Genomic DNA, 13,275 nt, shown 5'->3' with positions numbered 1-13,275 from the left:
CGTTGTGACGCGAATCCCCCCCGGGATGACGAGATTTCCCCGCATTTTGACGCAAAAACCCCGCGGTATGACGAGATTTCCCCGGACTGCAGGCGCCGGGCTCACGTGGTTGATACCCTGCATGGTTCATCCAATGTCGCTTCTTTGTTCCCTGCGCCGACGGTAGATGTCGAGCGACGCCATCGCTCCGTTCGTGGCAGTTTCCAAAAATTTTGGATTTACATTTCAGAGCGTGGGAAGTCGCGACTAATTGCCTCTGGCCACAATAGCAAAGGAGGCAGGAAATGTTGAAAGTCAAAGAAGTTGCCGATCACTGGCAGCTGCGGCCGGAGACCGTTCGGCGCTACATCAGTGACGGCGACCTCCCCAGTATCATCCTCAATGGCCACCATCGTATCGAATGGCAGAATGTCTGGGCGCTCGAGAACGGGACCTTTCCGCGCGGTGCCCGGATGGACCACTATCGGCAGCCGCTCATGAGCAAACGCCAGCTCGCCGGTCGACTGAACGTCTGCATCAAGACGGTCGAGCGTTGGATCGATGCCGGTTTGCCGACACGATCGGTCTTTGGAAGCGTCCGGATGAACCGTGCGGATGCCCGCGACTGGCTGATGGCCGAACTCGACATCGACCTGCCGGAGGATTTCTTCGATCATGTCTGACGCCGTCGCACAGTGTGACCATCGGTTTCTGCGTCTCAATGGGACAATCCCGGCTCGTTGCACATCGGACCCCAAGCATAAATTGGCGTTATGCTTGGGGTCCTTCGTGCGAGCCGAAGGAAAATTGCGACAAGCTGTGCGAACCGGGCTTTCGGGCCCGATCTCCTGAGCGCTGCGGCGGCGCCCCTCACATCTAGGGCGCTGCCGAAGCGGCTCAAGCTCAGGAGAACACATGACCTATCATACAAGCCAAAATTCAACGCACGCCTCGAAATCGAGCGCCTCGATGTCCGACCTCCTTTCATGGGCCGAGGAGGCCGGCGAAGACCGATACGCGGTCCTGGAATTGAAGAAGGTGCCCGCGCGCATGAGTTATGCCGACGAGGAACTCCATCTGATATCAGACGACCCGGTTTACTTCGAAACGAACGTGGCGCCCGCGCCGTACGGAATGGTGTCGCGAGCGGCGGATCTCGATGCTGCGCGGCGTCGAGGGAATGCGCGCCTTCGCGCCCTGATCGAGCGTTTCTGGGCCGCCCGTGGCTGTGCGCAGCCCGCGCAGGAGGACCGTGCGACCTATACGAAAGTGATCGACCTCGTGAGGGCCCATGAAGGGTTTGCAGATCGGGGCGACCCTCTGCCGACTTCGTTTCACAAGCCCCTTCTGACCTTGCGCGCGCGATGCCTTGTGCCGTTCGATGAACTCGACCAGCCGGAATTCGATCGTGTCTGGGGAGAAGCGACGACGGGAGTCCGGAAATCCTTGCGCAAGATCCCGAACCTGATCGAACGCCTTCGAAACGGGCACAATCTTTGGCCGGAAATCACCGAGCTTCTCCCGTCCTGCAATCTCGTCACGCCGCCTTCGCCGGGACTACATCGGGCGCGCCGGATTCTCTGGAAGGACCTGCCGGAGGTATTCCGCGCCGACGCCGAGCGGGTATTCGAGCGGGCCATGGTTCTCCCGAGCAGCCTGAAGTCTTGGGCGAAGGAGCAAATCGCCGCAGGGCGCCCGGCGGTCGACATCGACAAAGAGGTTGCCGAACGGAAACGCCAGCGGGGCCGTTCACCGAAGAACGCGAAAACGGCCACAGCGGGATATCGGCAGGCCATCACGTGGTTGCTGCGCGAACAGGTGTTGCCGTCCATGGACTTCGACGAGCTCTCGACGCTCGATGCGCTCTTCACGGCCGAGGCTTTGGAGGCGGCGTGCAAATCCCAGATCACGCGTTGCGCCGCGTCCGACACGCTCAAGGATGCGGATGAAAGCTCGACCCTGTGGTCGCGCTTCACGAACCTTATGACATTGGCACGGCATGGTCTTCAGGATCCGGAGAAGGTCGCGCTGCTCAATGTAATCAAGCTTGTTTACGAGGATTACATCCTGCCGCCGGACGAGATGACCGCCGAGGCGACGGCTGTCTGTGACAGGCTCCGCAAGAATCCACATCTGGCCGCAACCTACGTGCATGCCCCGTCTCGCCTCCACGCCGTTGCCACACAGGCACTTGCCGAGGCGACGACCACCGATGGTGAAGAACGAGCGCTGAGGCTCTTTGCGGTCGCGGCCGCGTACGCGATCCAAGTGTCGCGGCCTCTGCGGCCGGGAAACCTGTTCACTTCCCGCATTTCTGGAGCGGATAAATGCCCACGCAACGTGCACTGGATTGAGGATCGCGCATTTGCCGAAATCCGGTTCGTTGCGGGTGAGGTCAAGAACCGCAACGCGCTTACCGTGGAGGTGGTCGGCCGCGATGCAGAGATCCTGTGGGATTGGCAGATGGTCCACCGGCCCCGTCTGGCAAAGCTCCGGGGTCTCGAGAGATCGCCATACCTCTTCCCAGGGAAAGCTATGCCGCGCCTGCGCAAGGCCGGCCTGCGACTTCCGACAGGCGCCATGTCGGCTGCAGCCATTGGAGAGCTGTGGGACCTCGGAGATCGCCATCTCGGCCTCGGCCTGACCCCGCACCAGTGCCGTCACGCGACCGGCACGCTGATGCTGGCCGTCGATCCCGGCAATTTCGCCAGCGTGGCCTCGGTGCTTGCCAACACCGAGGCTGTCGCCCGCGCCCACTACGCGAAGGACTCGGGCGAAGCCGCGGCTGCGGCCGTGCGTGAGGCGCTCCTCGCCCATCATCCGGACATATTCAAGCGTCTCAAGGGGAGGATCAAATGACACGGAAGACCATCGAAGAGCATCTCGCCCCTGCACCCACGGCGATCCGGCGCCTCCTGCTGGAGGACCGGCATGATCTCGAGCCCGGGGCTGCCGCCGTGGTCGGCAGGTTGTTCGCCTCCGTGCACAAACACCGCGCTTCGATCTCGATGCCGCCGGCGCAGTGCTTCCGCGAGGCGGCGCAATCCGAATCCACATTCCGGACACTCCTGCGCGCGCTTTCGCGCCATGCGCCGCATGTTTGCACGGCGGAAGCGGTCGAGGTCAGCGACGAATGGTATGCGCGTCGGCGCCCCCCGCCCAAGACAGCCGAGTCGCCGCTCCGGGAGGAAGGTCAACAATGGCCTGACCGGTGGAGAGAACATCTGAATGCACTGCAGAAAGCCAAGATCAAGGAGTCCAGCCGCCAGCGCTACATAGCGAGTGTAGATCGATGTGCAGAAGCCGTGTCGGAGGGGCGGGCGACGGCGGATTTCGGCTTCATCACGGCGATGGACCTGGAGGACGCATTTCTGAACCATCCCGATGCCGACAGGCGCATAAAGACGGTAACGGCCGCGAACTACCTTGATGGGCTGATCGCTCTCGGTCGGGCTGGGGGAGAAAACCGAGACAGTCTGGACGCGATGCGATCTGTGTCGAAAGACCTGCGTAACCGGGCGGATCTTGAGTGCAAGAACAAGGAGGTGCGCATCGCCAAGCTGATGGAGCGCGGCGGGTTCTCCTACGTCGTGGACCGAGCCGGCGATGCGATCGAAAAGAACCGTCTGCTTCCACCGCACAGCGCCGCTGGTCGGCGCAAACTGCAAGCGGCGGTCCTCTCTCTCGTGCTGATGAACAAGCCGCCGCGCAAGGGTGATGTCGTGCGGTGGCGCTTCGGTCATGAACTTGTGCGGGATCCGGACGGTGTGTGGCGTGCGACCTGGATGCAGGAAAAGACCGGTCATGAGACCGAATCTGGCCGACTGTGGCCGGAGGTCTGCGCGCTGCTCGATCGCTGGATTCTCGGCGGCAGGCCAGACCGACTGGTCGTCCACCGATATCTGGAACTCACCGGCCACAACTGGCTGTCTCTCTCCGCTGAGACGCCCTACCGCGATCTCCCGTCTGAACTTACGAAGTCGCTGATCGGCGTTCCGTCGCATGATCTGCGCACGCTCGCGGCAGACTACCTGCGTCGTCATGATCCGGTTCGTGCCGCCCAGATCATCAGAACCCATCTCGGGCATGCCACCGACAGGGCGGGAGACGCCTACGCGACCGAGTGCATCGGCACTTCGGCGCAGCGCCTCTGGCAATCCGCAAGAGGGATGATCGCCGATACAGATGGCAATGCCAGAGAAGCAGCCAAAATCGCCAAGAAGAAGAAAAAGCCCGCGATTCCGAAGCCCCGTGGCGTGACCGGTCGCATCGGTCGGCCTGTCCGAATTCCCGGTCGATCCCGGAGGCGGACCGGATAAGAACAGACAGAGACTGCTGAACCCACGAGTAAATGCGTAGGGCAAGGCCGTTGGAGACCGACGCGCCCCTCTCGTTGTCGGCGCGCCGGTCTCATCCGGCCAGCTCATGACGAAACAAAGGGCGGCCATTGAAATTCCTCTGGCTGCTATCGGGAACGCCCAATTATCGGGAGGATGTCATGACTGGCAGATCTGCGCCATTCACTGGAGACAAGACCCGCCTCGCCACTGATCTCGGCAAGGCATGGGCATGGTGCGAATATATGCACTCCGATCTTAAACCATTCACGCTCGTTTCAGGCGTCCTGGATCTTGGAGATCAGACGTTCGGATTTGATCCCGGGATTGAAGAAGCCGAGTACTATTTTGACTGCGGACCATTGCGCGAAACCGCGCTCGATGCTCTCGCCACCATGGGTCACCATCCAGCTCCAGACCGATGGTATGCGCGCTACCCGACCGCGTTCGTATTCGCACGGCGTCTCTCAGCGCATGAATGCCTGCAAGCGCTGGCATTCTTCCGGGCAAGGGGCCTAACCTCAACTTCGAGCAATCAAGGTCGACATCAGAATGGCCCGGGCGGTTGTTGATGCAATCAGCGTGATGAATGCCCAAGAATGCGTAACGCCGCGCGGCAGCGAACAATGAAAGCCTGCAAGATGCTGCCTGCAGAAACCGACGCGCCCCTCTCGTTGAGGGCGCGCCGGTCTCATCCGGCCAGCGCACGATGAAACAAAGGGTCGGCCATTGGAATTCCTCTGGCTGCTACTGGGAACGCCGACCCGAAACCCTGTCCAAGAAAGGAGAGAAAGGACGCTTGATGCGGGCACGACTGTCCGCGCAAAGAAAAGGAATTTGAGATGTCCCCAACATCAAATGCGGCGCGCAGCAAAGCCGCGATGCGAGCCGCCGAAGGGTTCGTCACCCGGAATTACCAGGACCTCGTTCATGGGGCAGGACTGCTCGGCGGCGTCGGCGCGCAGTGTCGTTGCGAGAGGTTGACCGCCCGCTTGCGGCGCGCCAATCGCATGGACCACTATTGCTGGCGCGAACTGCGATGGCTGCACGATTTGTTTTGCCTGCAAGTCGGCAGTGATCCCGACTCCACAGACGCGCCATATTTCTGCGATCTTTCTCCGGACGATCCGGCGGTCAACGGTCTGTGCCTCCTTGCCGACGCGCTTGGTGACCTGCTCGCCGAAATCGAAAGAGAGCATACACAAACCGTCTCGGAGCACACAGACGAAGCGGGCCGGGACGCGGCCTGACCTCTCCGCCGGCGTGCGCGCCGGCGCCTTGAAAGGCGGTCGCATGGTGCGCCGCCGGAAAACCCAAGGAGTGGTCATGTTCAAATGCTACATTCAAATGCCGGTAGAGGATCTCTTCGCGAATATCCTGCTGGAAACCCGGCAGATCAGCGACAGTCTGAGGCATCTCGATGTCTTTTCTGGTGCAATGGAGCGGGCATCTTTCCTACGGGACCTCGCGATGCTCTCCGGCCATAAATGGATCGACACCGAGGCGGGCAAGAATCTCGATCCGATCATACGCATTCTCGAGGCGGAACTCGACGCGGAGACGACAATGATCACGCAGGTATTCCATGGCCACAACGATCCGGATCACGGAGCGGTCGGATCGGTGGAGAAGCGGCGGGAGCTGACGGCGCGTGGGGAGTCCGCTTCTTCCATGCTGCAGAGCCTCCGGCGGCTGCAATGCATGCTCGAGGTCGCGGACGCGCGGATCAAAGCGGAGAGAATCGTTAACCTGCGCCTGCAGGTCTGATCCGCTCCTCGCGGCCAAGCCGATCCACCCTTCTGGCACGGGGTGGCTCGGTCGGGTGTCTGTCTGTATTTCGTAGGGCGCGTCCTCTCAGCCCTCAAGTCATGCGGACACCCGGCGATCCGCCAGGTTGGTGATGTCAGCAAGAGGCATGTCGCCAAAGGGCTTCCGGATCATTGAGATGTCGATCTCGATCATGTTGACCCATTTCTGCAAGGTCTTCTTGGCGAAACCATGCGGGTTGTAGTTGGTGATGTTCACATCACGTTCCACATGCCCCATCAGGTACTTCCGGTGGCTGTCCTGGCACTCGAGTTCGATCAGGAGATGGTTGAATGTGGTCCGGAAGGAATGGAAATCTCGCTGCGGATCATAGCATTCGTGGTCTTTGCGATAGCGGGTAAAGCGCTTCGAGAACGTTTCCGTAAAGGTCTTCTTGTTGGCGCTCCGCTCCAGCCACGGGAAGAGACGCGGCTCTTCGGCGCGCCGGCGCTCTTCGACGAGCTGCATCAGGCCAAGCTTGAGCAGGTTGCGATGGATCGGCACGGTCCGACGCGCGGCCATGCTCTTTAGGCTTTGCCCAGGGCATTGCTTGAGGACGATGCAGGGAATCTCGTCAATGACCTGGATATCATCCGTATGCAGCTGCAAGACCTCCTCGCTGCGGAGACCCATGTGAAGGGCGATCAGCGGTCCCCAGAACATGGGATCTCCGGAATCTTTGAGCTTGTCTTGGAAGATTGGCGTTCGGAACAGCTTGCCCAGGTGACCGCACCACGTCTGCCGCTCCGTATCATCCTCAAGGAGCATGCGGCGCTCAACTTCGGCGGACTCCCAGATGTGATCCGCCATCATGTTTTCCCGGGCTTCACCCTGACGCACGGCGAACTTGAAGACACGCTGGAAATCCTGCATGTGCCGGTAGATCGTCGCTGCCTTGAGCCGCGGCAGCCTCTCGCGCAGGATAGTGATCTCGATCTTGCCGGGGCTCTCGCCTTTTTTCGTCATTCTGGCCCGGGTAATTTCCTCGTTCCGCCGTTCTTGTTCGTCGGCCTCATCGGCAGCCACCTGAGGGGACCGCTTGTCGGTCTTGGCCTGGTAGTTTCGTGGAATGCGCTGCATGAGTGTGAAAGCAGCAGTGAGCTCCTCGTGCACGACGTCATTCAGGGACTTGGCCCCAAGGATGCGCTCCATCAATCGTGCCGTTGATCGGACATTCGCCGCCGAGTTCTTTGCCCAGCTCTCGCCACCCTTCGGGTTCGGGTTTTCATTGAACTTGAAGGTTCTGTAGCCCCGCGAGCGTTTCTCGATATAAACCTCGGCCGTGTCCAGGATCGTCGGGCCGGGGGAGGTGTCGTGTGTTGTGCAGATTTCCTGAACCGGCGCCACTGAGGTCTCCGGAGCGACGTCTTTTGGCATTTCTTTTTCGATCGGCCGTGCCGCGGCGCCCCCGGCGGGATCGGGCGCCAACACGGGATACGACGGAACAGGCGCGACGGGCGCAGCAGGATACACCGGAGCGGGAGGTGCATCGTTCTGCGTAAGGGATGGCGCTGAATAGGGCTGAGAGATGGAGCGTGTAGCTACCTGTCTGGTCAATGCCCGGGAGAACACGGCCGTCGGTGTCGAGTAGGCCCCGTGATCCCGGCGGAAGTTCTCTTCGTTCGCATCAAGGATGACCCGCAAGGCTCGGTAGGCCAGCCTCTGCCAGTCCGGGTCTGTCTCGTCGAGCGGGATTCCGAGGCGGTCGGCCACTTGCCGGAGTGGATCCCGAGCCATGTCCCGATCCCGAAGCCGGATTACATCACGGACGGTCGCAATCGCGGCGTCGGAACACTGCAACTCATAGGCGGCCACCTCCGGGGTGCGAACGGGGGCGACCTCGCGCGCGGTCTCGGCCACGTCGATGAGAAACCGGCTGAGCCCGTCCAAGAGCCTCTCCATGATGTCCGGCGCTATCGCCATCGTCCTCTCCGTCACACCGGCGAAGGCAATGTCACTCAGAAGGGTGAGTTTCTGAGCCAAGGCCTTCGCGTCGGGGAGGACGTGGGATCGAAGCGAGAGGAGCAGTGACATTTTTTTTGGAGAGACCTCCGGACCCCAGGCCCGTAGGGCCTGGGGCCAGCGACGACGCCAATGGAACCCGCTCGGGCGGTATTCGAGATGCGGTTGCGATGCGGTCCTGAAACGCAAGTCTGCGACTCCTGTGCCAGCGTTTGTGCCACGCGGTGGGACAGGAGATGTGCCACGCCAAGAACTCTCCGAATGTAGACGGAGAAAATCCTTGGAAATCAGTCTCTCAGGAAGTTTTGGCTCCGGCGGTAGGGATCGAACCTACGACCAATTGATTAACAGTCAACTGCTCTACCGCTGAGCTACGCCGGAACACGTGCAGCCGTATAGCAATGTCGAATCCGGGCGTCCAGAGGGTATTGTCACAAAAATGCGGATTTCTGAAGCTGTCGCTCAGAGCCTGCGAAACTGGGCGTCTTCCGCCAATTCCCTGTCCGGTTCGACACGGAAGTTTTCCGTCATATCAATAAGATGCGACAGTACATTGCGGGCGGCGGCGGGCAGCAGGGCGGCTGGCGTGTCGGTGTAGATCCGGTCTGCAAGGGCGCGGGCAGTGGCGGGTCCGTCGGTGAGGGCGTCAAGGATTGCCGCCTCTCGGGCGCGGCGGTGGGCAAGGAGTTCGGCCAGTCGCGCGGCGGGGTCCAGCACAGGTGCGCCGTGGCCCGCATGAAACACCGACCAGTCGCGGGTTTGCAGGCGTTCCAGAGAGGCCATGAAGGCCGTCAGGTCGCCGTCCGGTGGGGACACAAGTGAACTTGCCCAGCCCATCACAAGGTCCCCGGAAAACAGCACGTCGCCGCAAGCAAAACTGAGATGATTGGCCATGTGGCCCGGTGTGTGCAGCGCTTCGATGCGCCAGCCGTCCGCTTGGACGATGTCTCCGTCGGCCAGCGCCTGATCCGGGACAAACCCTCTGTCGACGCCTTCACCCCCGCCCACAAGGCCGCCCTCGGCGAGGGCCTGCATGACCGGGCGGCGACCTGCCTCTGGCGGACCGAACCCCAAAATGGGCGCGCCGGTCTGTTGCGACAGCGCGCGCGCCAAAGGCGAGTGATCCAGATGCGCGTGCGTCACAAGGATATGAGTCACCCGCTGCCCCGGCATGAGCGCGCGCAGGATCGCCTCAAGATGCCCCCGGTCGTCGGGCCCCGGATCGATCACGGCAATGTCGCGCGTGCCCAGCAGATAGCTGTTGGTGCCCCGGTAGGTCATCGGCGAGGGGTTGGGCGCCAGAACGCGGCGCACTCCCGGCGCCAACACCTCGGCCACCCCGGACACGGGGTGAAAATCGGGCTGCGGATCACGCATGACAGGGGGTCCTTTTGGCGATGGCACGCCGGGGCGCTGCGGGCTAGGTTTAGCGCATGTCCTTCACCTGGCTCAAACAATATATGCCCCGCAGCCTCTATGGCCGTGCCGCGCTGATCCTCGTTCTTCCGGTTGTGACGCTGCAACTGGTGGTGTCGATCGTCTTTATCCAACGCCACTTTGAGGGCGTGACCGTGCAGATGAGCACCGAACTGGCCCGCGAGGTGAACCTTGTGATGGCGGATCTGCCGGAATTGGGAAATGCGACGCGGCTGCGGCTGCAACCGGTGGCGACCGGCGACGATGCCTTGCCAAAAGCGAACCTGCGGCGGTGGTATGATTTCACCGGTCTGGTGGTCAACCGTGAGCTTTTCATGCGCATCCCGGCGCTGGAGCGCATCGAATTGCCGGACAACCGCGCGGTTGTGCTGTATTTGCGCAATGCGGACCAATTGTACCGGATTGCGCTGGACCGCACGCGGGTGTCCGCAGCCAACGCCCACCAACTTTTTGTAAACATGGTGTTTTTTGGCGCGTTGATGACGCTGATCGCCTTTTTGTATATGCGCAACCAATTGCGCCCGATCACCCGTCTGGCCGCAGCGGCAGAGGCCTTTGGCAAGGGCCGCAACGTGCGCTACTCGCCCGCCGGGGCCGTCGAGGTGCGCGCCGCCGGTCATGCCTTTCTGGACATGCGCGCGCGGATCGAACGGCATATCGATCAACGCACCATGATGCTGTCGGGCGTCAGCCATGACCTGCGGACGCCGCTGACACGGCTGCGGCTGGGATTGTCATTGCTGGACGATGAAGACCGCGAACCGCTGGAACATGACGTCGAAGAGATGCAGCGCCTGATCGATGCCTTTCTGGATTTCGCCCGCGGCGATGCCGAAACCGCCTCCTCGGAGCGCACCGATCCTTTTGATCTGGTGCGGCGGATCGTCGAGGACGCGCAACGTGGCGGTCAGAAGGTGGCGCTGGGTGAGATGGTGGGGCAGGGCACGGTGATGCTGCGCCCGCGCGCCCTGCGCCGCGCGGTCGAGAACCTCGTGGCCAATGCGGGCCGCTATGCCACGTCCTGTCAGGTGTCCGTGCAATTGGCAGAGCGGTCCCTGCGACTGCGGGTAGAGGATGACGGCCCCGGCATTCCACCCGACCGACGCGACGACGCCTTGCGCCCCTTTGTCAGGCTGGACCCGGCGCGCAATCAGGACAAGGGGTCCGGTGTCGGGCTGGGTCTGGCCATTGCCGCCGACATCGCGCGGGCCCACGGCGGGGTTCTGCGGCTTGGCGAAAGTGAGGCGTTGGGCGGACTGCGCGCCGATATCGTCATCGCGCTCTGACGTCCCGCCCGCGCAGGATGCCGGGCATTTTCGAAAAATGCGGGACAGGCGCCACGATTTCGCCGCGTCACGGTCACCTCGCCGAAAGGCTGATGGGGCAGGTTGCGGACATCGCGCCGCCTGCCAAAGCGGCACTGTCACATGTCGATCCAAGGGAGACCCCAGATGGCCCTCATGACCCTCGCCGCCGCCAGCATCGGCCTTGCCAGCTTGACCGCCCCGGCGGCGGATTTGCCCGAAACGCTGTTCATGGCGCAGGCGCAACCGTTTATCACCACCCAAGGCGTCGTTGGCCCGCAGGGCGACTACATGACCACGCCCAAGGGGTGCACCTATCGGCGCACGCAGGCACCGGGCCAACCGGCGCGCTGGATCATCGTGCAGAACCCGCACCACATCGGCAAACCTGCCTCACCCGGTCACTGCAAAGCCATGCTCTGAACCCGGCACCACCGGCAAAAGAAAAACGCGCGCAGGGGGCTGCCCTGCGCGCGTGTCACCAAACGTTGTCCCCAGCCGGGGCTGGGTCACTTGTCCTCCCACCACCAGACATCGGGCTGAAAGCCCAGCCAGTCCCCGTAGATCGGCAAACTGTCGGGATAGGTCAGTTCCTTGGCGTGGGCGATCCGGCTGACAGCGAATTGGTCCTGCACCGGGATCACGTAGCGTCCGGTGGTCAACACCCGGTCCAGCGCGCGGGTCGCGGCCAGAAATTCATCGCGGGACTCCGCCCCCAGCAGGGCGGCGATCATCGCCTCGATTGCCGGGCTTTTCACCCCCATCCAGTTCATCGACCCTTCTTGATCCGCCGCGTCGATCCCCCAGTATGAGGTTTGTTCATTGCCGGGGCTCAGGGATAGACCACGCCGATAGGTGGTCATCTGGAATTCGAACCGGGTGGTGCGTTCCTTGTATTGCGCCGGGTCGATCATGTTCACCTCGGCAGTGATCCCCATGCGCTCCAGCGCCCGGATAAAGATCTCGGCCATCGACACGTTTTCCCCCTGACCCTGTTGCAACAGGATCTCAAAGGTAAACGGCGTCCCGTCAGCGTCCTTCATCACACCGTCCTGCACCGTCCAGCCTGCCTCGGCCATCAGGTCGATCGCCTTGGCAAGGTTCTTGCGGTTGCGCGCGGTGCCGTCAGAGACGGGCAGGGTGTACCCCTCCAGCGCGCCGGGCAGCAACTCATCCGCAAAGGGGGTCAGCAGGTCTTTCACCAGACCTGTCGCGGGGCCGTCGCGCATCCCCAGCAATGAGTTGCCAAAGTATGAGGTGATCCGCGGCTGCGCGCCGCCGGTCAGGGTGTCGTTGATGTACTCAAAGTTGAAGGCATGGATCATTGCCTCGCGCACGCGCCAATCGGAAAATTGCGGCAGGCGGGTGTTCATCACGAACCCGGTGATGCCGGTGGGGCGCTGGTGCCCGACCTCGGACAGCACGATGTCGCCGTTGCGCACCGCCGGGAAATCATACTGTGTCTTCCACTTTTCCGCGTTGGTTTCGCGGATGGTGTTGATGATCCCGGATTTGAACGCTTCGAACAGCGCGGTGTCGTCGGCAAAGAACTCCAGCCGGATCGCATCAAGGTTGTTGGTGCCACGGCGGAACGGCAGATCCTTGCCCCAGTAGTCGGGGTTGCGGGTCAGTTCGACATAGCGACCGGCCTCATAGTCGCCGATCACATAAGGCGCAGAGGTGATCGGCACCAGATCGAGGCTGGAATTCTCGAAATCCAGCCCCTCCCACTGGGCCTTTTGCAGGATCGGGCGGATGCCGACGATCAGCGCCAGTTCCGGATTCTCTTCGTTAAAGGTGAACCGGACAGAGGCGTCGCCGGTCTGCTCCATGCTCTCGACCTTGTCCCAAAGACCGCGATAGCGCGGGTCCCCTTTGGTGGCCAGCGTCTCATAAGACCACATCACGTCTTCGACCGTGACCGGACTTCCGTCAGAGAACCGCGCCTCTGGCCGCAGGGTGAATTCGACCCACTCCCGATTCGGGCCAATCTCTATCGATTCGGCAAGAAGCCCGTACAGGGCAAAGGGCTCATCCCAGTTCCGGCCCATCAGGCTTTCGTAAACGAGAAAGCGCAATTGCCAGGGCGCAGAGCCCTTGAGGATCAGCGGATTGAGGCTGTCATAGCTGCCAAGTTCGCCGGTGATGATCTTGCCGCCGGTCGGGGCGTCCGGATTTGCGTAGGGGAGTGACACAAAATCAGGTGGAAGCTGCGGCGCCCCGTACATAGCTATGCCATGCTGCGGGTCGGCCCACAGGCTGCCCGCGGAAAGAATCGCCCCGACCGCGACGATTTTCGCGGTCAGATTTCGGAAAGAATTTATGTACATTTCGGCAACGATCCTTGTCCGCCCTTGTTTTCTTGAAGCCAAGCGTACCGCTGCTTTTACGCCTTTTCAAACTTTTAGCTTGGACTCAAAGTTCGAAACGCTTATAACAAGGGCACTGCT

At 61.8% G+C, this 13,275-nt stretch carries 11 protein-coding genes and 1 tRNA gene; 8 read left to right on the top strand and 4 right to left on the bottom strand.

Annotation, left to right across the window (positions count from 1 at the left end):
• Nucleotides 1-284 precede the first annotated feature (284 nt).
• The 6 genes from ACN0S5_RS13145 (at nt 285) to ACN0S5_RS13120 (ending at nt 6,083) form a co-directional block, all read left to right on the top strand.
• Nucleotides 285-662, top strand: coding sequence for a helix-turn-helix domain-containing protein (locus ACN0S5_RS13145; RefSeq protein ID WP_417208864.1), 378 nt, complete (start codon nt 285-287; stop codon nt 660-662).
• Between the two features lie 232 nt (nt 663-894).
• Nucleotides 895-2,838, top strand: coding sequence for a site-specific integrase (locus tag ACN0S5_RS13140; protein ID WP_417208862.1), 1,944 nt, complete (start codon nt 895-897; stop codon nt 2,836-2,838).
• On the top strand, nt 2,835-4,298 hold the full coding sequence (locus ACN0S5_RS13135) for a hypothetical protein (protein WP_417208859.1): 1,464 nt from the start codon (nt 2,835-2,837) through the stop codon (nt 4,296-4,298). Before ACN0S5_RS13140 ends, ACN0S5_RS13135 begins: the two co-directional genes overlap by 4 nt.
• A gap of 179 nt (nt 4,299-4,477) precedes the next feature.
• Nucleotides 4,478-4,888, top strand: coding sequence for a hypothetical protein (locus tag ACN0S5_RS13130; RefSeq protein ID WP_417208857.1), 411 nt, complete (start codon nt 4,478-4,480; stop codon nt 4,886-4,888).
• 270 nt (nt 4,889-5,158) lie between these two features.
• The gene (locus tag ACN0S5_RS13125; protein WP_417208855.1) at nt 5,159-5,566 is read left to right on the top strand and encodes a hypothetical protein; all 408 of its coding nucleotides are present in this window, start codon (nt 5,159-5,161) and stop codon (nt 5,564-5,566) included.
• Nucleotides 5,567-5,642: 76 nt separating this feature from the next.
• Entirely contained in the window at nt 5,643-6,083 is a 441-nt protein-coding gene (locus ACN0S5_RS13120; RefSeq protein ID WP_417208852.1) for a hypothetical protein, read from the top strand.
• 99 nt (nt 6,084-6,182) lie between these two features.
• Here the strand turns inward: ACN0S5_RS13120 and ACN0S5_RS13115 are convergent, their stop codons facing one another.
• The 3 genes from ACN0S5_RS13115 to ACN0S5_RS13105 all read right to left on the bottom strand — a co-directional run bounded on the left by ACN0S5_RS13115 (nt 6,183) and on the right by ACN0S5_RS13105 (nt 9,461).
• Nucleotides 6,183-8,156 (bottom strand): tyrosine-type recombinase/integrase, encoded by a 1,974-nt coding sequence (locus ACN0S5_RS13115; protein ID WP_417208849.1) that lies wholly within the window; start codon nt 8,154-8,156, stop codon nt 6,183-6,185.
• 234 nt (nt 8,157-8,390) lie between these two features.
• Nucleotides 8,391-8,465: transfer RNA gene (locus ACN0S5_RS13110), tRNA-Asn, on the bottom strand.
• A gap of 81 nt (nt 8,466-8,546) precedes the next feature.
• Nucleotides 8,547-9,461 carry an MBL fold metallo-hydrolase gene (locus ACN0S5_RS13105; protein WP_417208846.1) on the bottom strand — a complete coding sequence of 305 codons (915 nt, stop codon included), beginning with the start codon at nt 9,459-9,461 and terminating at the stop codon, nt 8,547-8,549.
• A gap of 56 nt (nt 9,462-9,517) precedes the next feature.
• Between ACN0S5_RS13105 and ACN0S5_RS13100 the strand changes: the two genes are divergently transcribed.
• Together ACN0S5_RS13100 and ACN0S5_RS13095 are read left to right on the top strand one after the other, a co-directional pair.
• Entirely contained in the window at nt 9,518-10,807 is a 1,290-nt protein-coding gene (locus tag ACN0S5_RS13100) for an ATP-binding protein (RefSeq protein ID WP_417208843.1), read from the top strand.
• Between the two features lie 165 nt (nt 10,808-10,972).
• Nucleotides 10,973-11,248 carry a hypothetical protein gene (locus tag ACN0S5_RS13095; RefSeq protein ID WP_417208840.1) on the top strand — a complete coding sequence of 92 codons (276 nt, stop codon included), beginning with the start codon at nt 10,973-10,975 and terminating at the stop codon, nt 11,246-11,248.
• Between the two features lie 86 nt (nt 11,249-11,334).
• Here the strand turns inward: ACN0S5_RS13095 and ACN0S5_RS13090 are convergent, their stop codons facing one another.
• A complete protein-coding gene (locus ACN0S5_RS13090; protein WP_417208838.1) occupies nt 11,335-13,155 on the bottom strand; it encodes an extracellular solute-binding protein in 1,821 nt (606 codons plus the stop codon).
• Nucleotides 13,156-13,275 lie beyond the last annotated feature (120 nt).

Origin of the sequence: Antarctobacter sp., assembly GCF_048262615.1 — a bacterium.
Lineage (GTDB): Bacteria > Pseudomonadota > Alphaproteobacteria > Rhodobacterales > Rhodobacteraceae > Antarctobacter.
Note: the sequence above shows the minus strand (reverse complement) of the source record. Positions and strands in the feature narration are given on the sequence as shown.

What these genes read in the sequence shown, in the direction of transcription:
- ACN0S5_RS13120 (WP_417208852.1), top strand. Translation starts at nt 5,643, where the DNA reads ATGTTCAAATGCTACATTCAAATGCCGGTAGAGGATCTCTTCGCGAAT.
- ACN0S5_RS13115 (WP_417208849.1), bottom strand. Translation starts at nt 8,156, where the DNA reads ATGTCACTGCTCCTCTCGCTTCGATCCCACGTCCTCCCCGACGCGAAG.
- ACN0S5_RS13145 (WP_417208864.1), top strand. Translation starts at nt 285, where the DNA reads ATGTTGAAAGTCAAAGAAGTTGCCGATCACTGGCAGCTGCGGCCGGAG.
- ACN0S5_RS13090 (WP_417208838.1), bottom strand. Translation starts at nt 13,155, where the DNA reads ATGTACATAAATTCTTTCCGAAATCTGACCGCGAAAATCGTCGCGGTC.
- ACN0S5_RS13105 (WP_417208846.1), bottom strand. Translation starts at nt 9,461, where the DNA reads ATGCGTGATCCGCAGCCCGATTTTCACCCCGTGTCCGGGGTGGCCGAG.
- ACN0S5_RS13140 (WP_417208862.1), top strand. Translation starts at nt 895, where the DNA reads ATGACCTATCATACAAGCCAAAATTCAACGCACGCCTCGAAATCGAGC.
- ACN0S5_RS13130 (WP_417208857.1), top strand. Translation starts at nt 4,478, where the DNA reads ATGACTGGCAGATCTGCGCCATTCACTGGAGACAAGACCCGCCTCGCC.
- ACN0S5_RS13135 (WP_417208859.1), top strand. Translation starts at nt 2,835, where the DNA reads ATGACACGGAAGACCATCGAAGAGCATCTCGCCCCTGCACCCACGGCG.
- ACN0S5_RS13095 (WP_417208840.1), top strand. Translation starts at nt 10,973, where the DNA reads ATGGCCCTCATGACCCTCGCCGCCGCCAGCATCGGCCTTGCCAGCTTG.
- ACN0S5_RS13100 (WP_417208843.1), top strand. Translation starts at nt 9,518, where the DNA reads ATGTCCTTCACCTGGCTCAAACAATATATGCCCCGCAGCCTCTATGGC.
- ACN0S5_RS13125 (WP_417208855.1), top strand. Translation starts at nt 5,159, where the DNA reads ATGTCCCCAACATCAAATGCGGCGCGCAGCAAAGCCGCGATGCGAGCC.